Source organism: Pararhizobium capsulatum DSM 1112 (assembly GCF_030814475.1).
Classification (GTDB): domain Bacteria; phylum Pseudomonadota; class Alphaproteobacteria; order Rhizobiales; family Rhizobiaceae; genus Pararhizobium; species Pararhizobium capsulatum.
On record NZ_JAUSVF010000001.1, the window covers coordinates 1574633 to 1593582 of the forward strand.

Sequence of the window (18950 nt, forward strand, 5' to 3'; positions counted from 1 at the left end):
CCTGAAATGGACAGGAAACCATAGGCCCGTTACCGTTACGTTCCCGTCAGGAGAACTGGTAAAGATTGAGTGAATTCGGCATTACCTGTTGAGGCGAGCGGTTTACGCCTCTTCGCGGGCAACGGCCTGCCAGCCGATATCGCGGCGGCAGAAGCCGTTATCCCAGCGCACCCGGTCGACAGCTTGATAGGCGGTGTCCTTCGCCGCACCCACGGTTGCGCCCATGGCGGTCACGTTCAGCACCCGGCCGCCGGTCGCGACCAGCTTGCCGTCCTTCAGCGCGGTACCGGCGTGGAACACCTTGGCAGCAGCGTCCTCGCCCGGAAGCGCGTCGATCGGCGTGTTCTTGTCATAGCTGCCCGGATAACCTTTCGAGGCCATGACGACTGTCAGAGCCGCATCGGGACGCCATTCGGCATTGACCTTGTCGAGCCCGCCCGTGGCCGCAGCGTAAAGGATGGGCAGGAGGTCGCTCTTCAGCCTCATCATCAGCACCTGGCATTCGGGATCGCCGAAGCGGACATTGTATTCGATCAGTTCCGGTCCCTTGGCGGTGATCATCAGCCCGGCAAACAGCACGCCGCTGAACGGGTGGCCGCTATCAGCCATGCCGCGGATTGTCGGCTCGATGATCTCCTTCATCGTCCGCTCGACCATTTCGGCGGTCATGACGGGGGCAGGGGAGTAGGCGCCCATACCGCCGGTGTTCGGGCCGGTATCACCATCGCCGACTCGCTTGTGATCCTGGGCCGAGGCCAGCGCTAGCCCGTTGACGCCGTCGCAGAGGCAGAAGAAGCTCGCTTCCTCGCCATCGAGATAGGCTTCGACGACGACTTCCGCTCCAGCAGCCCCGAATGTGCCGGAAAAGCAGGCATCGATGGCGGCGAGCGCTTCGTCGAGCGTCATGGCGACGGTCACACCCTTGCCGGCGGCAAGACCATCGGCCTTGATCACGATCGGCGCACCCTCAGCCCGTACATAGGCCTTGGCAGGCTCGGCTGCGGTGAAACGCTGATAGGCGCCGGTCGGGATGCCGTATTTGGCGCAGATATCCTTGGTGAAGCCCTTGGAACCTTCGAGCTGGGCCGCCGCTGCGGAAGGTCCGAAGACGGCGATGCCGGCGTCGCGCAGCGCATCCGCAAGACCGGCGACAAGCGGCGCTTCGGGGCCGATGACCACGAAATCGATACCTTCGCTGCGGCAGAAAGAGACGACGGCATCATTGTCATCGGTATTGAGCGCAACGATGGTGGCTTCCTCGGCAATGCCGGGATTGCCGGGCGCGGCATAAAGCGCGGTCAGTAGGGGAGATTGAGCAAGCTTCCATGCAAGCGCGTGTTCGCGTCCACCCGAACCGATCAACAGAACCTTCATCGCCAAACCCCGCGCAGCATTTCGCCTAAGCTGGTGCGGTTAAGGCGAGGGGTGCGCAACGTCAAGGAAAAAGCGGTTTGGGAGGCTTAAAGAAGCCCATCCGTGCCGCTGCGACGATGGCGGCCGGCAACGAGCTGGCGCTGCCCGGTTCTGCCAGCCAGCTCCGCCGTGCGCTTCAGCGACCAGATGCCGAGGTCCTCAAGCGTCAACGGCTGGGAGATCAGGTAGCCCTGGTAGTTGTCGCAACCGGCAGCCGAAAGCATGGCCATCTTTTCATTGGTATCGACGCCTTCGGCGATGACCTGCATGTTCTGGGCATGACAGAGCGCGATGACCGCCTTCAGCGCCGGCAGCATCTCTTCGCGCGCGAGATTGGCGACGAGCGCCCGATCGAGCTTGATGGTGTCGGCCGTGTACTCGATGATCTGCTGCATCGAGGTATAGCCTGCTCCGAAATCGTCGATCGAAATGCGGAAGCCGCGAGCCCTGAGCTCCTCGATATTCTGGCGCAACTGGTCGCCGAGCGTCACCGCATAGGTTTCGGTCAGCTCGATCTCGATCACGCCCGGCGCGATGCCGTGGCGGTCAAGGCAATCGTTGAAATGATTGGCGATCGACTTCGAGTGCAGCTCTGCCGAGGAAATGTTGATCGCAAGCGTCGTATCGCGCCCGAAGAGCTGTTCGAGCAGGTGGTATTCCGACATCGCCCGGTCGATCACCCAGCAGTCGATCTTGGTGAACTGGCCGGAACTTTCGGCAATCGGCACGAACTCGTCCGGGCGGACATTGCCGAGTGTCGGCGATACCCAGCGCAGCAGCGCCTCGCATCCGACGACCTTGCCGCCATCATCGACGATCGGCATGTAGACGAGGTGGAACTGTTCGTCGGGATCGACGAGCCGCAGCTCCTCCTGGACAAGCCGCACGCGATCGCGTTTTGCCTGGAGCTCACGGGAGAAGCGCGACGCCCGGTTCTTGCCGGTGGTCTTTGCCTGATACATGGCTGCATCGGCATTGGAGATCAGTTCGGCGAGGTTCGCTGCATCGACCGGGCAGATCGCAATGCCGATGCTGGCGGTGACCGGATACTGCTTGCCACGCACCTCGAAGCCGCCGGAAAACAGGCTGAGGATGCCGGCACAGGTTTCCCGGATGGTTCCATCGCCCGGCGAGGATTGGAGAAGAACAGCGAACTCATCGCCCGAAAGACGCGCGAGAACAGCGGGCGGCAGTACGCGCCGCTCGATGACGGCATCGACGGTTTCACGAAGCCGGGAGGCGAGGTTGCGCAGCAACTCGTCGCCGACCTCGTGACCGTACTTGTCATTGACGAACTTGAAGTTGTCGATATCGATGAACAGCAGGCTGCAAGGGCGGTCGGCTTCCACGGTTTCCTGCACGATCGTTGCAGCAAGGCTGTTGAAGTGGCCGCGGTTGCTGATGCCCGTCAGCGTATCTGTCCAGGAGGCATTCTGGACAAGCCGGAGCGCCCGCACCGATTGATCGTGCATCTGCTTGATGTTGCGGGTAAGGCGGCCGATTTCTCCGGCGGCGCCCGTTTCGAGAATGCCGTCTCTCTGGCCGTTCATGACGGTCGTGACCTGCCGGTCGAGTGCGGAGATGGGATTGGTGATGAAGCGGGTGATCAGCACGGCCATCAGGCTCACCGAGACGAAGCTCATCGCCAGAGCGCCAAGGCCAAGCAGCAGCTTCAGCTTGTCGAGACCTGTTGCCACGTGGGTTTCCGAGGCATCGATGGTCAGGAACAGCGATGGGGCGAGCCTGACGCCCGCAGCCAGCTTGTCGTGCCAGGCGGACGGCGGGCTGATCATGAATTCGGCGTTCACGCCGTATTCGAGTTCGGTGCTGCGCTTCATAGCCAGGAACTGCACGGGCTCGATCGCGACCTGGATCAGCAGGGCGGAGGATTTGGCGCTTGGCAAGGGGCGACTGAAGGTCGTGGGATCGATGAATTCTGAATAGATGATCAGCGGCCGCATGCCCGGCCCCTCCAGGAACGTCCAGTCACGCAACTGGTTGCCGGCCGTCAGGCGCTTGACCAGCGCCATCTGGGCGCTGCCGATTTCGGCAAAGGGGTCGTCGCTGTTCTCGAAATAATAGGCCGGTGACATGTCAGGATTGAGGATCGAGAAGGAAAGAAACTTCTTCGGATCGTCCGACAGCGAACGCACGCTCTGTTGCAGGCGCAGGCCAAGCGCGTTGTTGCGGTAGCTCTCGTCAGTCTCTGAAAGAAAGCGGCGGATCGCGTTGCCTTCGAGGATCGTGTAGAGAAAGCTTCGGCTCTGGTTGACTTCGTTGCGATAGAGAGCGGCCAGATGATCGAGCTGCTGGGAAAGCCGAGCCTGCTCCAGGCTCTGCATGGAGCGGCTTTCTGCCAGATAGACGGCGAAGGCCGCCAGCAGGTAGCCTGTCAGAACGACCGGAAAGATCAGCAGAAACGCGCGCTTGCCAAGTGTCACTGGAAGTTCGCCATCGAGCTGATGATGCGTCGTCGCGTCTGGACGGACTGGATACTGAGTTCTTCCTGATACTGGCTCTTGGCCAGAATATCGTCAGGCGTGTAGATTTCGGGGTTGTCGCGGGTCTCGGCCGGAATGAGTTTCAGGGCTGCCGAGCTTGCCGTCGGCATGGTGAGGCTTTCGGCATTGGTGGCAGCGCTTTCCGGCGCGCCGACGAAATTGAGGAATTTCAGCGCCAGATCCTTGCGTGGCGAAGCTGATGTCACCGCCATGCAATCGAGCCAGGAGAGCGTGCCTTCCTTGGGCACGGCATAGCGCCAGACGCCGGGTGTACCCGCCTTGTCGTTCAGCACATGCTGGTCGCCGCTATAGGCGAGCGCCATGTAGATGTTCCTGCCGATCTCGGGGTTCTGGATGGAGGTGATCACATAGTCGTAGGTGAGCACGAACGGCGCCTGCTTCTTCATCACCTCGAAGGCTGCCTTCAGCGTCTCGTTGTCGTTGGCATTGATCGATTTGCCGAGCAGGACGAGCGGCGCGATGAACGCCTCGTTGTGATCGTCATACATGGCGATGTGCTTCTTCAGCTCCGGCTTCGGCGCCATCAGGTCGTTCCAGGAGGTCGGCGTTTGCTTGACCATGTCCGAACGGTAGACGATGCCCATCGTGCCCCAGAGATAGGGAAGTGCATAGCCGGCGCAACGGGAGCGCCATTGTTCGCTGTAGTCCTTTAGCGAGGGGACATTGGTGTCCGTCAGGGGCTCGAGGATGCCGCGCTTGCCAAAAAGTGCCGCGCCGTTCTCGCCGACGACGGCAAGGTCGATGTTGCTTGCCGGATCGGAAAGGATTTCGTCGCGCGCATCACCGCTGTCGTAGTAGGTCTGGCGGATCTCGACCCCGGTTTCCTTGGTGAAGCGATCAATGATCCCCTGATCGATATAGGCTTCCCAGATCAGGAGGTTCAGCGTTTCGGCGCGTGCAACACCGACCGTGAAGGTCGCGGAAAGCAAAGTGGCGGCGGCAATCGTCTTCTTTAGCATGGCCCATCCCCTGGCAGCCTTGCCGATAACTTTAAAGAGCAATGCTTGCTGAATACTTACAAGGAGATGCAGCTCTTCGTATTGCGGTGCAAAATTGCCGAAAAAACGTCCATGCGCATTTGCTGCGCACATATCAGGTCTTTTACGCTGTTACCGGGCCGATCTCTACCTGTCCTGATCTTTCACGAAAACGCTGCCTGAGGGGCTCGCATCCCTGCTGACCCGGTGCCACATATAGGCGTAAAAGAGGGAGGTGCTTCGTGACGTATCTGTTCCTGAAATCCCTGCATATCGTCGCCGTCATCCTCTGGATGGGCGGCATGGTGCTGCTGTCCGTAGCTTCGCTCTGGTTGGCAAAGGCAGGCTGTCCGCGGGGCGAGCGCGAGAGTTCGGTGATATCAGCCGTTCGCCGCTGGGATGCGCGCGTTACCAATCCGGCGCTGGGGCTTGTCTGGCTGTTCGGGATCACCATCGCCTATCTCGGCGACTGGTACATGGATGCCTGGCTGCACGCCAAGTTCGTCGTCGTGCTCGTGCTGTCGGCGCTGCACGGAAATCTGACGGCCTCTTTCCGCCGCATGGAAAACGATCCGGCACGGCCGGTGCCGAACCATCTCCCCTACTCGGCCGCCATTACCTTTGGCGGCCTTCTGGTCATCGTGCTCTTGGTGGTGATGAAGCCGTTCTGATGGCGTCAGCGGTGTCCCGGGATTTTCGGGAGAAGAACCGTGAGGATACCCAGCAGCGGCAGGTAGGACGTCATCGTGTAGACGAATTCGATGCCCTGGCGGTCTGCAAAGACACCGAGCACGGCAGCGCCGATGCCGCCGAAGCCGAAGGCGAAACCGAAGAACATGCCTGCGATGAGCCCGACCCGACCCGGCACCAGTTCCTGCGCAAAGACGACAATTGCCGAGAAGGCGGACGAGAACACCAGGCCGATGAGGACGACCAGAACGCCGGTCCAGAACAGGTTGGCATAGGGCAGCATCAGCGCAAACGGAATGACGCCGAGGATCGAGAACCAGATCACGAAGCGGGCGCCATAGCGATCGCCGAACGGGCCGCCGAGAAGAACGCCGGCTGCACTCGCGCCGAGGAACAGGAACAGCAGCATCTGCGCATCCTGCAACCCAAGACCGAATTTCTCGATCGTATAGAAGGTGAAGTAGCTGGAGAGGCTTGCCATGTAGACGTTCTTCGTCGCTGTCAGCACGATCAGCACGATCAGCGTCATGATCACCTTGTTGCGAGGCAGCGGCAGTGTACGGCTGGCAGCTGGGCGATTGCTGTTGGCGAGGCGGTGGCGGGTGTACCAGCCGCTGACGAAGGAGAGGATGACGAAGCCGACCAGCGCGATGCCCGAGAACCAGCCAAGGCTGCCCTGTCCCCGCGGAACGACGATAAAGGCGGCAAGCAGCGGCCCGATCGCCGTACCGGCATTGCCGCCGACCTGAAAAAGCGATTGCGCCAGGCCATGGCGACCGCCCGAGGCGAGACGCGCGATGCGCGATGATTCCGGATGGAAGATTGCCGAGCCAAGGCCGATCAGGCTTGCGGCGACCAGCAGCAGCGGGAAACTATGGGCGTTGGCAAGCAAAAGCAGGCCGGCGCAGGTGCTGAGCATGCCTGCCGGCAGCGAAAACGGTATCGGCCAGCGATCGGTGACCACGCCGACAGCCGGCTGCAGAAGCGATGCGGTGACCTGGAACGTGAAGGTCAGGAGACCGATCTGTACGAAATCCAGCGCATAGCTTTCCTTGAGCAGCGGATAAAGTGAGGTCAGCAGCGATTGCATGATGTCGTTGAGCATGTGGCAGAAGCTGACTGCCACGATGATCGAGAAAGCCGTGCGCTCTGCGGTGCCGCTGTTGCCGGCCGTTACGCTTGCCATTTTATCCATCCACCCGAATCCGAAAATAAGTTCCGCGTGTCTACAGTGATTGCGGCTGGCCTGCTTTTGTGCTCTGGTCTTGTTTTTATGTGAGTGGGCCAAATGCGTATTATCACCCTGCCGAACAAGGATGCCGAAGAGGAACTCCAGCATCAAGAAAGCCTTTCCTGGATCGAAAGGACGGGCGATGTGGTGCTTGCGCTCGGCCGCAACTATCCGGCCGGCTTCCGTGTGCCGCTGCACAGCCACACGAAGACGCAACTTTGGTGCGCGAGAGAGGGCGTCGTTTTGGTTGGCACGGCGCGCGGTCGGTGGATGCTTCCCCCCGGACACGGCCTGTTGATCCCCGCAGGACTGGAACATGCCACGGAAATGGTGAGTGACGTGCGCATGCAGTCGCTTTACGTGGACGCGGCTATCGTTGCGACCGACGACCCCCGTGTGCTGGAAGTCACGTCCCTGGCAGGCAACCTGATGGAGGAGCTTGTGCAATCGGATGAGCGCCCGCTGCCGGAGCGGCGCAAGCGGCTGATCATGGAATTGCTGCTCGATGAAATCGGCCGCCTGCCGGAACGCCCGCTTGGCCTGCCGTTTCCCGTCGATCAACGGCTTGCGCGTCTGTGCCGACATTTCGTGAAACGCCCGGCCGCCAATGCCGGTATCGACGATTGGGCGCGCGATCTCGGCATGAGCCGTCGGTCGTTCACGCGGTTCTTCCGGGCCGAGACAGGCTTGAGCTTCGTCACCTGGCGTCAGCAGGCCTGCCTCTTCGCATCCCTGCCGCGCCTCGCGGAGGGGCAATCGGTGACCTCGGTTGCGCTCGATGCCGGCTATGAGAACATCGCGGCCTTTACGACGATGTTCCGGCGCATGCTCGGCAGTTCGCCCAGCAACTATTTGCGTTCGCGGGCAGGATAGGGGGCATCGACCGCAAGTCGCTTGACCGTCAGGGCCAACAGCGGCAAACAGTTTGCCATGAACACGACCAGCCTCGATTCCGGCCGCGTCTATGACGCACCGTCTAACAACTGGGTCTACCGCGTCCTGCCGCGGGCGCTGTGGCCCTATGCGCAGCTTGCCCGCTGGGATAGGCCGATCGGCTGGCAATTGTTGATGTGGCCGTGCTTCTGGGCGGCGGGGCTGGCGGCCAATGCGGCAGCAAACCTCGGCAGTTTTTCCTTCAGCCGGTTCGCCTTTCATCTCTTTCTGTTTTTTGTCGGCGCCGTCGCCATGCGCGGTGCCGGGTGCACCTATAATGATCTCGTCGATCACCACATCGACATGGAAGTGCTGCGCACCCGCTCGCGCCCGCTGCCATCAGGCCGGGTCTCGCGGCTCCAGGCCAAGATATTCCTGGTTTTGCAGGCGCTCGTCGGCCTGATCGTTCTGCTGCAGTTCAACGGCTTCTCGATTGCGCTCGGCATCCTGTCGTTGGCAATCGTCGCGATCTATCCCTTTGCCAAGCGCTTTACCGATTGGCCGCAGTTCTTCCTTGGGCTTGCCTTCTCATGGGGCGCGCTGATGGGGTGGGCCGCGGAATTCGGAAGTGTCAGCTTCGGCGCGGTGCTGCTTTATCTCGGCGCGGTTGCCTGGACGATCGGTTATGACACGATCTACGCCTATCAGGATCGCGAGGATGATGAACTGATCGGCGTTCGGTCCACCGCGCGTCGATTCGGGGAGCGCCCGCGGCCGTGGCTGGTCGGGCTCTATGGCATCACGACGCTGCTGATCCTGTTTGCCTTCATGGCTTCCGGTGCCGGTTTCCTCGCCTATGTCGCGCTTTTGGCGGCCGCGATCATGCTGTTCTACCAGATACTGGTGCTCGACATCCACGATGCCGGCCAGTGCCTGGCGCTGTTCAAGTTCAACAACATCGTCGGGCTGATCATTTTCGTCGGATTGGTTGCGGCTCTTCTCGTTCGTCTGCTTTGACGAAAAGAGCCCCTGCCGATTTTTTCATCGGTCAGGGGCTGGAGGTCCACCGCATTAAGCCTGATGAGTTCTGCTAGAGCACGTCGCGCAAAAGTGCGCAGCGATTTTGCGATAACGACATGCGCAAAAACAAAAGCTTAAAGCGCCAAAGCGAATCTGAAAGATCGCGACGCGCTTTAGAGGGAGGCGGATTGCAGAACCGTGTCTGATAATTCAGGCCCAGCTCGGCTCTTGTTGCGCGTCTTTCTTTTTGCCGGTGCGGGCGAAAACGCCTTTGAAGAGGGCAATTAAAAATCGCATGTCCGTCTCCTTCATCCGCATGCAGTGTGGAAACGGCATGTGGCATGAAAAAGGCAGTGCCGCTTTTTTCCGGTGGAAGTCCAATAACACCCTGAAAGAAGAGCGAAAAAACCGACCGCAGGGACGGCCGGTTTTCTACTGGAGGTGTGGAAGGCGGGATCAGCTGCGGGCGATGATCTCGCGGCCGTCGATTTTCATGTTGACGCCGAGGCTACCGGTCGCGCGGCGCATCAGGAAGCGTGGGCGACGGCCGTTGAACAGCGAATGGCGGCGGCGCGGCTTGATATCACGGGTGCGGACCTCGCCAAGATGCTCTTCGAGCGGACGGGCGACGCCATCGGCTTCGACCATCATCATGGGGATCCGGTAAGCTTCCGCCCAGGCACGCCAGTCGGCGGCGATGTCGGAAAGATCGTGTGCCACCAGAAGTGGAATGCACAGATCAGGATCGTCGTGATGAAGTTCGAGTGTCACGGTAACCTCTCCATCGCCATGATCGATCGCACGGGCGGCGACCCCCTTGAACGCGCGGGAGGGCAGAGCAATCGATAGCGGCAGGCCGCTGGTCGGAAGAATCTTGCGCATCACGGCACCGCGTTCGTCGAGGCTTATCGTGACATCGCTTGCCTGTCCAGGCAAGCTATACGTTGCCTGCTGGGGAAAGCGCATCGGATCGAGACGCAGGGTGGTTTCAACCCATGCCGGTTGAGTGAGTGTCTTCAGCATTTCAATCGCCCTTGTTTTCCTTGAGAGCCGGTTCCCGGTCTTCTCTTTCGGGACTTTTTCGTCCTCTATGGGTTTGGACGATAAGCGGGCTATGTTTGAGACCGCTTAAAAATCGCGGTTAAAAAACTTTGCATTTCCCGATGGTTAGCAAAAGCCGACGCTTCACGGTTTCCAAGATGTGAACATCGACGTGCAAATTTTCAGGATTCGACCCCGTCAAAAGCCACGCGCAAGGCACGCGCGCGAAGGTATGCCAAGCTCATCCGCAAGATGCGGTATCGCGCGCGCATGCGCGCTTAAGGCAGGTTCAGGCAGGCGGCTCATGGTTTACACCTATATCGACTATAATCTCATCACGCGCGACATGAAGCTCAGTCTGCAGCGCACCGCCGACCAGGCACAGGTGGCTCGCGAGACCGCGTACTACAAAGAAAATATCGGCAAGGTCACCTCCATCGACGCGTTCATGGATGACTACCAGCTCTATTCCTACGCCATGAAAGCCCATGGTCTGGAGGACATGACCTATGCCAAGGCTTTCATGCGCAAGGTGCTGGAAAGCGATCTGAGCGACGATACCAGCTATGCCAACAAGCTAACCGACGACCGCTACCGTAACTTCGCCATGGCCTTCAGCTTCTCGCAGGGGACGGCGGTGGTTCAAAGTAGTGCACAGGAAGAGGATGTCATCGGTCTTTACAAGCAGACCATGGCCGATCAGGAGGCCGCCGTCGGTACCGACACGGCGTATTTCAATGCGGCGATGGACAAGATCACCACCGTCGACCAGCTCTGGCAGAACGACAAGCTTAAGAACTACGTGCTGACCGCCTACGGATTCGATCCGAAGTATATGTCCTATGAGCACTTCAAAGGGATCGTCACCAGCGACGTGAATGATTCCAGCAGCTACGTAAACACCCAGGCTGCGTCCTACAAGCAGGGTCTCCAGGCCAGAATCGACAGCATCGTTTCCACGGCATCCGCCGAGGATCTGGCGAATTCCGCGAGCAGTGCCCGCAAGCAGATCGCCCAGTATCAATCCGCCATCAACAATGCGCCGGACTACACGACGCTTGCCGCCGCCTTCAATTTCCAGACGGATGGAACGCTGTCTGCCGGCGATCTGCCGATGACCAACGATCAGAAGTCGACAACGAGTACGTCCTATATTTTCGCCCAGCCCCGCACGTCTTCCAGCGCCGCGTTGTCGACCAAGTCCTACTACGAATCGGCGATGGCGAACGTCACTTCGATCAGCGGCATCAAGAGCAACAGTACGTTGTTCTCCTACATCGTCACCGCCTATGGCCTGCCTTCAGGCACGCTGACGACGACCTTCGAAAATATCGTCACCAGTGATCTCAGCGACCCGAACAGCTACGCCAATACGCAGGGTGGGCAATACAGCGCAGTCTACAAGAAGATCGCTGCCGATTTCAATTTCCAGGCAGACGGGACGCTCGTGTCCGGCAAGGCAGCCCAGACGACGACGCAGATGGCATCGACCTCTGCCGGCTGGATGGCGCTTTACAATGACAAGCAGGACGCCGCCGACGAGACACTGATTTCAAGCTTCCAGACACTGATGCAGACTGTGACGGACGTCGACAGCTTCCTGGCCGATACCAAGATCACGTCTCTGGTGCTCAAGGCCTTCGGGCTTGAAAACGAAGGCGACACCGCCCGCAAGCTGAAGAAAGTGCTGACCAGCGATTTGAGCGACCCAAAGAGCTACGCCAACTCGCTGAAGGACAGCCGCTACACCGATCTCGTCAAGGCCTTCAACTTCAATGCCGATGGTTCGCTTGGAACGCCGACGCTTGCCCAGTCCGAATCCGAAATCCTGCTGACGGCGAAGTCCTATGTCGTTGCCAAAAGCCAGTTTGGCACCGCCGACGACAAGACCAAGGCGACGGAAGAATCGAAATATTACAGCTCAACAATGGAAAAGGTCGAATCGCTCGACGATTTTCTCTCGAACAAACGCCTCGTGGATTTCGTTCTTGTCGCCAACGGTCTGGACCCGGATAAGGTGGAGCCCGGCTATCTGCGCAAGATGTTCGAATCCGACCTCGACGATCCCAAGAATTTCGTCAATACCGAGCCGGATACCCGCTACCGCGAACTCGTCGCTTCCTTCAATTTCAACACCGAAGGCCAGATTGTGAAGCCCGAGGAGGGCATCCAGACCCGCCGCGGCCTGCTTGAGACTCAGGATCTCTACTACAACCAGACCCTGGAAGAGCAGGAAGGCGAGGATAATGCCGGTGTTCGCCTGGCTCTCTATTTCCGTCGCATGGCAGGAGGCATAGGAAACGCCTACGATATCCTGGCCGACAGCGCCCTGCTGCAGGTGATCCAGACTGCGTTCAGTATTCCCGAAGAAATGTCGAGCGCCGACGTCGATGTTCAATACGCCTACATCAACCGCGTGCTCGATACCCAGGATCTGCAGGATCCGGCAAAGCTTGAGAAACTGCTCGTCCGGTTCGCGTCGCTCTACGATATCGACAACAACTCGGATGTCTCGCCTGCCGAAATCATCATGTCCGGCAGCGGCGGCACCGGCATAAGCGCCGATACACTTCTCAGCCTCACGCAGCTGCGCACCGGTGGGGCTTAAACCTTCAGCACCTTGTCGGGGTTCATGATCCCGGTGGGGTCGAAAGCGTGTTTGATGCGCTGCATCAGGTCGATTTCGATCGGTGCGCGCACCTGCGCCAGTTCGTCGCGCTTCAGCTGGCCGATCCCGTGCTCGGCCGAGATGGAACCGTTGTATTTCAGGACGATGCCGTGGACGATGGCATTCATCTCGCGCCAGCGGGCGAGGAAGGTTTCCTTGTCGGCACCGATGGGCTGGGAGATGTTGTAGTGGATATTGCCGTCGCCAATATGGCCGAAGGAACATATCCGGGCGCCGGGTATGGCCTTCATCACAGCCGCATCGGCCTCGGCCATGAAGGCGGGGATGCTCGACACCGGCACCGAAACGTCATGCTTGATCGAGCCGCCTTCAGGCTTCTGTGCCGGCGACATGCTTTCACGCATATGCCAGAGCGCTTTTCCTTGCGTTTCATTTGCTGTAATCACAGCATTTTCAACGATCCTGTCGGCGATCGCTGCCTCAAGCAGGTTTTCCATCATTCGCGAAGCGTTCTCGGCGGAGTCCGAAGTCGAGATATCGATCAGCGCATACCACGCGTGCCGTGTTTCAAGCGGATCGCGGACGCCAGGGATGTGCTTTGCTGTGAATTCGACACCAAGCCGCGGCATCAGCTCGAAACCGGTCAGTGCCGGACCGGCAAGACTTGATGCTCTTTCAAAAAGCGCAAGCGCATCGGCAACGCTGGCCACGCCGGCAAAGGCCACCTGATGGCCAAGCGGGCGTGGATAAAGCTTCAGCACCGCGCCGGTGATGATGCCGAGCGTGCCTTCCGCACCGATGAACAGATCGCGCAGGTCGTAGCCGGTATTGTCCTTCTTCAGGCGCCGCAGCCCGTCCCATATTTCGCCCGTCGGCAAAACGACTTCGAGACCCAGGCAAAGCTGGCGCATGTTGCCATAGGCAAGCACCGCCGTTCCACCGGCATTGGTGGAAAGATTGCCGCCAATGCGGCATGAGCCCTCGGAACCAAGCGACAGCGGAAACAGCCGGTTGACGTCTTCGGCGGCCTTCTGGATATCGGCAAGAATACAGCCGGCATCGGCAACGATGACATTGCCGACCGGGTCGATGTCGCGGATGCGGTTCAGCCGTTCCAGCGAAAGCACGACGTCGTTTTGCCCCGTGCGCGGAATTTGCCCCGCCACATGCCCGGTATTGCCACCCTGCGGCACGATCGGTGTACCGGTCGCGGTTGCAAGCTTCATGATGTCGGAGACTTCGGCAACGCTGCCAGGCCTCAGCACCAGCGGCGTGGTTCCTTTGTAGAGCCCGCGTGATTCCACAAGATAGGGCGCGACATCGCTTGCTGCGGTCAACGCATTCGCGGCGCCGACGATGGCGATGAGTTCAGGGGAGGGGATGGTCATGCTGGGAAGCTCCTTGGGTGGGGCGCAAAGGGAGCCGCTTGCTCCCTCTTCTCCCCAGCGGGGAGAAGGTGGCGCGCAGCGCCGGATGAGGGGGATGGCTTGCTCAGAGTTTGCGGTGAAGACCCCCTCATCGCCTCGCATCCGCTCGGCACTTCTCCCTGCTGGGGAGACGAGGCAGCAAGTCGATGCCTCCCGCTCACACCAGTCCCCCATCGCGCGGCGCGGCCGCACGTTCGATGCGGTCGAGAATGGCCTCGCCAAGACCTTCTTTAGGGATGGGACCGAAGGCGATTGTGGCGGCGCCGGAGGCGTCGGCTCGTTTCATGTAGTCGAAGAGATGGGCGGCCGCCTCGCGCAGATTGCCGCTCGGGCTGAGATCAAGGACGACTGCAGCATTCTCTTCGCCATTGATCGTCATTCCGCCAAACCGGATTAGCGCCTCACCACCAACCACGCTGGTCGCATTGAGCCTCACACTCGCGCCGGGGGCGTAATGCGAGGCCAGCATTCCCGGTGCCTCGATCGTCGCACCCGCAGTCGAGGGCCTTTCCACCGTAGTCCCCGTCAACCTCTCGACATCGGCGACATCCAGTCCACCGGGCCGAAGCAGCCGGATCGCGTCGCCCTCGACCTTGAGAATGGTCGATTCCAATCCGATTTGGGAAGGGCCGTCATCGAGGATCAACAGGAGTTTCTCTCCAAGATCAGCTTCCACATGGGCGGCCGTCGTGGGGCTGATCTTTCCGGAGGTGTTGGCGCTCGGCGCCGCCAGCGGGCGTCCGAAGCGGGCGATGACCTTTCGCGAAAAACCGTCCGGCATGCGCACGCCGAGCGTATCGAGGCCGGCGGAGGCGAGCGGATGCACCTTGCTCGTTGTCTTGAGCGGGAGGATCAGCGTCAGCGGCCCGGGCCAGAACGCCTCGGCAAGCCGACGCGAAAGAGGATCGAAGGCCACATGTTCTTCGGCCATGGCCACGTCGCTGACATGGCAGATGAGCGGATTGAAGCGCGGACGCCCCTTCATTTCGTAGATATGGCTGATCGCATCAGGATTGGTCGCATCCGCCGCGAGGCCGTAAACCGTCTCGGTGGGAATTGCGACGGGCCGACCTTCCGACAGAACCTCTTCGGCGCGCGAAAGCGCTGCCTCCGGGTCGGTTCTCGTGTCGATGATCTCAGCCATGCCTCTTGCCTTCAGCGCGTTCGATGACGGCTTCTTAGAGCATGCGCGGGGATCAGCAAAGAACGAAAAGTCGGGAGCGGCGTCGGGTTTCAGAGGCTGCGGATGATTTTGCGCAGGGCGTCGTTGCAGGCGCCGAGCATCAGCACGTTCTTCAGGGCCGCTTTCGGGTCGCGGGTACGAAACAGCAGCCCGTCGTCGCGAATCTTCCGGTCGACGATCAGCCTTCCTTCGTCCGTGTCCTTTTCCATGGCAACGGCGAAGTACATGCGCGAATAGCCAAGGCTGATGTTCTTGAAGAACTGATCCTTGTCGCTGACATCGGCAAAGAAATTGGCGATGTAGAACGACCAGCGCACATCGTCGAATTGGGCAAGCTTTGTCTTTGCCGAGGTGACATGACAGTAGCCGAGATGCGGACGTCCGGCGAGCGTCTTGTGAAAGACGAGCTTCGGAAAGCGAATCGAGGCGTGGAAACTGTTGATCTTTTCATGCGCCTGGGTGCCCGCAACTTCCAACTTGCGGCCGGTCCTTTGAGCAACTTCCTGATGGGTCAGATAGCGCTTTTCTGCGGGGTGCCAGTCGTTGCCTCGGCGCGCGATACGGCCTGTGCGCAGGAACTCCGTGTGCACTGCCGTCTTGGAGCTCGGCGCTTCGGCCTTTTCGCTCGACGAATCGAAGTAACGCAGATTTGGCATGGTTCATACCCGTTTGCTTCAGACGAAGACGCTGGCGATAGAGGTTGCCCGGTCTTCCTTCAGGAAATGCTACTATGACGCAGTTAACGCCGTCTTCCTTCTAGCCCCCCACGATGATGCGAGGCTTGTGTGATCGCGCGTTGGGCGGGGAGAAGCGATGTCGCAATGAGACATCAGCCGGAACGATTGGCAACCGGCAGCGTGAAAAAGCGCCATCTGCCGAAAAAATCGTCAGCGCTTTGTTTCTAATAGATAAATTTTGACGCGTCACAATCTGTGCGGTGTCGTCTTTCTTGAATCCGCTGTCGCTAATTGACACTTGCGACATCAAACTCTCAGCTTAAATGAAAACACTCAACGGTGCCGCCTTTATAGGGAGGGCGGAGAATTGGGAAGCCGGTCAAAATCCGGCGCTGCCCCCGCAACGGTGGTGGAGCGAAACCTCGGCAAAAGGCCACTGGAGAAATCCGGGAAGGCGCCGAAATAGTCCTGCCAAGGACAGCTCCAGAGCCCGGAAACCAGCCTTTGGGATGAAATTGATGTCTTGGTTGCGGCGGGCAGCCGGAAGGAGAACCAATAGACCGCGTGCGCTCCCGGCACGGCGGCGGTTCCTTTCCTGCTCGCCAAAAACCCAAACGATGTGGCGAACACAAGGAAAGAACCATGGATCTTCGCAGCGAAGTCCTCCGCAAGCTCAAGACCCGGCGCGACGGCCATAGCCTGGAGCAGGCCTTCTACACCGATCCCGATCTCTACAAGCTCGATCTGGAGCAGATCTGGTACAGGGACTGGCTTTTCATCGGCCATGACTGCGAAGTGCCGAAGGCCGGCAATTACTTTACCATTCAGGTCGGCGACTACCCTGTCGTCGTCACCCGCGACCGTCAGGGCACGGTCCGCGCCCTGCACAATTCCTGCCGCCATCGTGGCTCGCGCGTCTGCGCCGGCCAGAAAGGGTCGTCCGCCAAGCTCGTCTGTCCCTATCACCAGTGGACCTATGAGCTTGACGGTTCGCTGCTCTTTGCCCGCCAGATGGGCGAGGATTTCGACAAGGCGGTGCACAGCCTGAAGCCGATCGCCTGCGAAACCGTCGGCGGCTACATCTTCATCTGCCTCGCCGACGAGCCGATCGATTTCGCGCCGATGCGCGATATGGTGACCCGTTACCTTCAGCCGCATAACCTGAAGGACACCAAGGTCGCCTTCGAGAGCACCATCATCGAGAAGGGCAACTGGAAGCTCGTCTGGGAAAACAACCGCGAGTGCTACCACTGCGCCGCTAACCATCCGGAACTCTGCCGCACCTATCCGGAAGCGCCGACTGCGACCGGGGTGCAGGGCGCCAAGGATGATCCTGTCATTGCCGAGCACTGGGCGCGCTGCGAAGCCACCGGCCTGCCGAGCGAGTTCAAGATCGACCATACCGGCCAGTTCCGCATTGCCCGCATGCCGCTGATCGAAGGGGCCGAAAGCTACACGATGTCCGGTGCGCGCGCCGTCAAGCGCCAGCTGTCGGATGATGTCAGCCAGAGCCATATCGGCACGCTGCTCATGTTCCATTATCCGAGCACCTGGAACCATGTGCTGGCCGATCACGCCATCACCTTCCGCGTGCTGCCGCTCGGGCCAGAACTGACGCAGGTCACGACCAAGTGGCTCGTCCACAAGGATGCGGTCGAAGGCGTCGATTACAATCTCGACGAACTCACCCATGTCTGGACAGAAACCAACGATCAGGATCGCCAGATCGTCGAGGAAAATGCCTTCGGCATCCGCTCACCCGCCTACCAGCCCGGCCCTTACTCGCCGGAACACGAAGGCGGCGTCATGCAGTTCGTCGAGTGGTACGTGAATTTCATGCAGGACCGCCTGAAGGGCGCAACCGCACCTCTGTTCAAGGTCGCCTGAGATGACAATCGCCTCTTCCTTCCGCCATTTCGACGAGCTGCAGCCGTTCAACGACCGCCAGCAGCTGCTCGAATGCATCGCCGCGACTGTCGAGGCGGCCGATGTCATGACCTTCACCTTCAAGTCCGACAAGGATGGCTGGTTCCGGTATCTTCCGGGCCAGTTCCTGACGCTGGAGCTTCCGGTCACGCCGGAAGATCCTGTCATGCGGACCTATACGCTCTCGTCTACCCCGTCGCGGCCCTTCTCCGCGGCGGTCACGGTCAAGGCGCAGGCAAACAGCATCGGCACCCGCTGGATGTTCGAAAACCTGAAGCCGGGCATGAAGCTGAAGGCTTTCGGCCCGCTCGGCGATTTCTCCTTCGTGCGTCATCCCGGCGAAAAATACCTGTTCATCTCCGCCGGTTCCGGCATCACGCCGATGATGTCGATGACCCGCTGGATGGCCGATTGCGCGCCGCAGACGAACGTGACGTTCCTCTCCTGCGCCCGCCAGCCGGACGATCTCCTGTTTCGCGAGGAGCTGGAAAACATCTCGCGCAACATGCCGAACCTCAATCTCGGCTTCATCGTAGAAACCCATGCCCCGCGCCATGGCTGGCACGGCCTGCGCGGCCGCATCGAGACCTCCAAGCTTGCGCTGCTGGCACCCGATTTCCGCGATCGCACCGTCTTCTGTTGCGGGCCGGAACCGTTCATGCGCGGTGTCAAAACCATGCTGGAAAGCGTCGGTTTCGACATGGCACGCTACCATGAGGAAAGCTTCCAGCCGTCTAATGCGCCGGCCGAGGAAGAGCTTGCCATCCGAGCAGGGGCGGGCGAGGCGGATGCCAACGCGGTCTCCACCATCACCTTCACCATGGCCGGCAAGGAAGCCAAGTGTCAGCCGGGCAAGACCATCCTGCAGACCGCGCGTGCCAACGGCGTGCGCATTGGTGCCGCTTGCGAGGGCGGCATCTGCGGCACCTGCCGGGTCATGAAGATTTCGGGTGAGGTCGAGATGAACCACAATGGCGGCATCCTCGACGACGAGATCGAGGAAGGCTATATCCTCGCCTGCTGTTCGCGGCCGATCGGAGACGTACAGATCGAGGCGTGAGCCAGCGTTTGCATCTGTGGTGATTGAGCTTGATGCGGTCGCTCGGTACTGCATGCCGGTTTCGGCAGCCTGCGTTTTGAAAGACCCTCCGCCCCGCAAGTCCAACAGATACGGGGCGGGTCAGGTAGCCGCATCAACATAAGAATCATAGCACAGGCGAAAATGCTGCCCCATCACCCATCCGATCTAACGGCGGGCTAGTACGATCATCACGAGGGTACAGACATGCACCTCAAAAGACGTATTGATACGCCTTTTGAGGTATCGTTCTCTACGCCAAA

General features: G+C 60.0%; 14 protein-coding genes and 1 riboswitch. Of the genes, 6 read left to right on the plus strand and 8 right to left on the minus strand.

What is annotated here, in order from left to right; translation table 11 throughout:
- Window positions 1–102: 102 nt before the first annotated feature.
- The 3 genes from purD to QO002_RS07515 all read right to left on the minus strand — a co-directional run bounded on the left by purD (window position 103) and on the right by QO002_RS07515 (window position 4894).
- Complete coding sequence (gene purD, locus QO002_RS07505) at window positions 103–1374, minus strand: phosphoribosylamine--glycine ligase (RefSeq protein WP_307228238.1); 1272 nt, start codon at window positions 1372–1374, stop codon at window positions 103–105.
- Between the two features lie 86 nt (window positions 1375–1460).
- Window positions 1461–3854 carry a putative bifunctional diguanylate cyclase/phosphodiesterase gene (locus tag QO002_RS07510; RefSeq protein ID WP_307228240.1) on the minus strand — a complete coding sequence of 798 codons (2394 nt, stop codon included), beginning with the start codon at window positions 3852–3854 and terminating at the stop codon, window positions 1461–1463.
- Window positions 3851–4894, minus strand: a complete 1044-nt coding sequence (locus tag QO002_RS07515; protein ID WP_307228243.1) for a polyamine ABC transporter substrate-binding protein — start codon at window positions 4892–4894, stop codon at window positions 3851–3853. The genes QO002_RS07510 and QO002_RS07515 overlap by 4 nt, the downstream gene beginning before the upstream one ends.
- A 260-nt stretch (window positions 4895–5154) precedes the next feature.
- Here QO002_RS07515 and QO002_RS07520 point away from each other — a divergent pair, with 260 nt between their 5' ends.
- The gene (locus QO002_RS07520; protein ID WP_307228245.1) at window positions 5155–5583 is read left to right on the plus strand and encodes a CopD family protein; all 429 of its coding nucleotides are present in this window, start codon (window positions 5155–5157) and stop codon (window positions 5581–5583) included.
- A gap of 5 nt (window positions 5584–5588) precedes the next feature.
- On the opposite strand, the gene QO002_RS07525 is transcribed toward QO002_RS07520, so the two are convergent.
- Window positions 5589–6788 carry an MFS transporter gene (locus tag QO002_RS07525; protein WP_307228247.1) on the minus strand — a complete coding sequence of 400 codons (1200 nt, stop codon included), beginning with the start codon at window positions 6786–6788 and terminating at the stop codon, window positions 5589–5591.
- A 102-nt stretch (window positions 6789–6890) separates the two neighbouring features.
- Here QO002_RS07525 and QO002_RS07530 point away from each other — a divergent pair, with 102 nt between their 5' ends.
- Entirely contained in the window at window positions 6891–7706 is an 816-nt protein-coding gene (locus QO002_RS07530) for an AraC family transcriptional regulator (RefSeq protein WP_307228249.1), read from the plus strand.
- 57 nt (window positions 7707–7763) lie between these two features.
- The gene (gene ubiA / locus QO002_RS07535) at window positions 7764–8723 is read left to right on the plus strand and encodes a 4-hydroxybenzoate octaprenyltransferase (protein ID WP_307228251.1); all 960 of its coding nucleotides are present in this window, start codon (window positions 7764–7766) and stop codon (window positions 8721–8723) included.
- A 459-nt stretch (window positions 8724–9182) separates the two neighbouring features.
- On the opposite strand, the gene QO002_RS07540 is transcribed toward ubiA, so the two are convergent.
- Window positions 9183–9749, minus strand: a complete 567-nt coding sequence (locus QO002_RS07540) for a DUF6101 family protein (RefSeq protein WP_307228253.1) — start codon at window positions 9747–9749, stop codon at window positions 9183–9185.
- A 322-nt stretch (window positions 9750–10071) separates the two neighbouring features.
- On the opposite strand from QO002_RS07540, the gene QO002_RS07545 reads away from it, so the two are divergent.
- A complete protein-coding gene (locus tag QO002_RS07545; RefSeq protein WP_307228255.1) occupies window positions 10072–12375 on the plus strand; it encodes a DUF1217 domain-containing protein in 2304 nt (767 codons plus the stop codon).
- Here the strand turns inward: QO002_RS07545 and QO002_RS07550 are convergent.
- From QO002_RS07550 to QO002_RS07560, 3 genes are all read right to left on the minus strand, one after another.
- Window positions 12372–13784 carry an FAD-binding oxidoreductase gene (locus QO002_RS07550; protein ID WP_307228257.1) on the minus strand — a complete coding sequence of 471 codons (1413 nt, stop codon included), beginning with the start codon at window positions 13782–13784 and terminating at the stop codon, window positions 12372–12374. The two genes, QO002_RS07545 and QO002_RS07550, sit on opposite strands and share 4 nt — an antisense overlap.
- 196 nt (window positions 13785–13980) lie before the next feature.
- Window positions 13981–14967 carry an L-threonylcarbamoyladenylate synthase gene (locus QO002_RS07555; protein WP_307228258.1) on the minus strand — a complete coding sequence of 329 codons (987 nt, stop codon included), beginning with the start codon at window positions 14965–14967 and terminating at the stop codon, window positions 13981–13983.
- Between the two features lie 89 nt (window positions 14968–15056).
- A complete protein-coding gene (locus QO002_RS07560) occupies window positions 15057–15662 on the minus strand; it encodes a DUF6656 family protein (RefSeq protein ID WP_307228260.1) in 606 nt (201 codons plus the stop codon).
- Window positions 15663–16003: 341 nt separating this feature from the next.
- Window positions 16004–16203: riboswitch (cobalamin riboswitch) on the plus strand.
- Window positions 16204–16325: 122 nt separating this feature from the next.
- Here QO002_RS07560 and QO002_RS07565 point away from each other — a divergent pair.
- On the plus strand, window positions 16326–17570 hold the full coding sequence (locus QO002_RS07565; protein WP_307228262.1) for an aromatic ring-hydroxylating oxygenase subunit alpha: 1245 nt from the start codon (window positions 16326–16328) through the stop codon (window positions 17568–17570).
- A 1-nt stretch (window position 17571) separates the two neighbouring features.
- The gene (locus tag QO002_RS07570) at window positions 17572–18669 is read left to right on the plus strand and encodes an FAD-binding oxidoreductase (RefSeq protein WP_307228264.1); all 1098 of its coding nucleotides are present in this window, start codon (window positions 17572–17574) and stop codon (window positions 18667–18669) included.
- Window positions 18670–18950: the final 281 nt, after the last annotated feature.

Excerpts from the sequence above, each read along its gene's own strand:
- purD (WP_307228238.1), bottom strand. The coding sequence starts at position 1,374 with ATGAAGGTTCTGTTGATCGGTTCGGGTGGACGCGAACACGCGCTTGCA.
- QO002_RS07515 (WP_307228243.1), bottom strand. The coding sequence starts at position 4,894 with ATGCTAAAGAAGACGATTGCCGCCGCCACTTTGCTTTCCGCGACCTTC.
- QO002_RS07525 (WP_307228247.1), bottom strand. The coding sequence starts at position 6,788 with ATGGCAAGCGTAACGGCCGGCAACAGCGGCACCGCAGAGCGCACGGCT.
- QO002_RS07530 (WP_307228249.1), top strand. The coding sequence starts at position 6,891 with ATGCGTATTATCACCCTGCCGAACAAGGATGCCGAAGAGGAACTCCAG.
- ubiA (WP_307228251.1), top strand. The coding sequence starts at position 7,764 with ATGAACACGACCAGCCTCGATTCCGGCCGCGTCTATGACGCACCGTCT.
- QO002_RS07540 (WP_307228253.1), bottom strand. The coding sequence starts at position 9,749 with ATGCTGAAGACACTCACTCAACCGGCATGGGTTGAAACCACCCTGCGT.
- QO002_RS07545 (WP_307228255.1), top strand. The coding sequence starts at position 10,072 with ATGGTTTACACCTATATCGACTATAATCTCATCACGCGCGACATGAAG.
- QO002_RS07550 (WP_307228257.1), bottom strand. The coding sequence starts at position 13,784 with ATGACCATCCCCTCCCCTGAACTCATCGCCATCGTCGGCGCCGCGAAT.
- QO002_RS07555 (WP_307228258.1), bottom strand. The coding sequence starts at position 14,967 with ATGGCTGAGATCATCGACACGAGAACCGACCCGGAGGCAGCGCTTTCG.
- QO002_RS07560 (WP_307228260.1), bottom strand. The coding sequence starts at position 15,662 with ATGCCAAATCTGCGTTACTTCGATTCGTCGAGCGAAAAGGCCGAAGCG.
- QO002_RS07565 (WP_307228262.1), top strand. The coding sequence starts at position 16,326 with ATGGATCTTCGCAGCGAAGTCCTCCGCAAGCTCAAGACCCGGCGCGAC.
- QO002_RS07570 (WP_307228264.1), top strand. The coding sequence starts at position 17,572 with ATGACAATCGCCTCTTCCTTCCGCCATTTCGACGAGCTGCAGCCGTTC.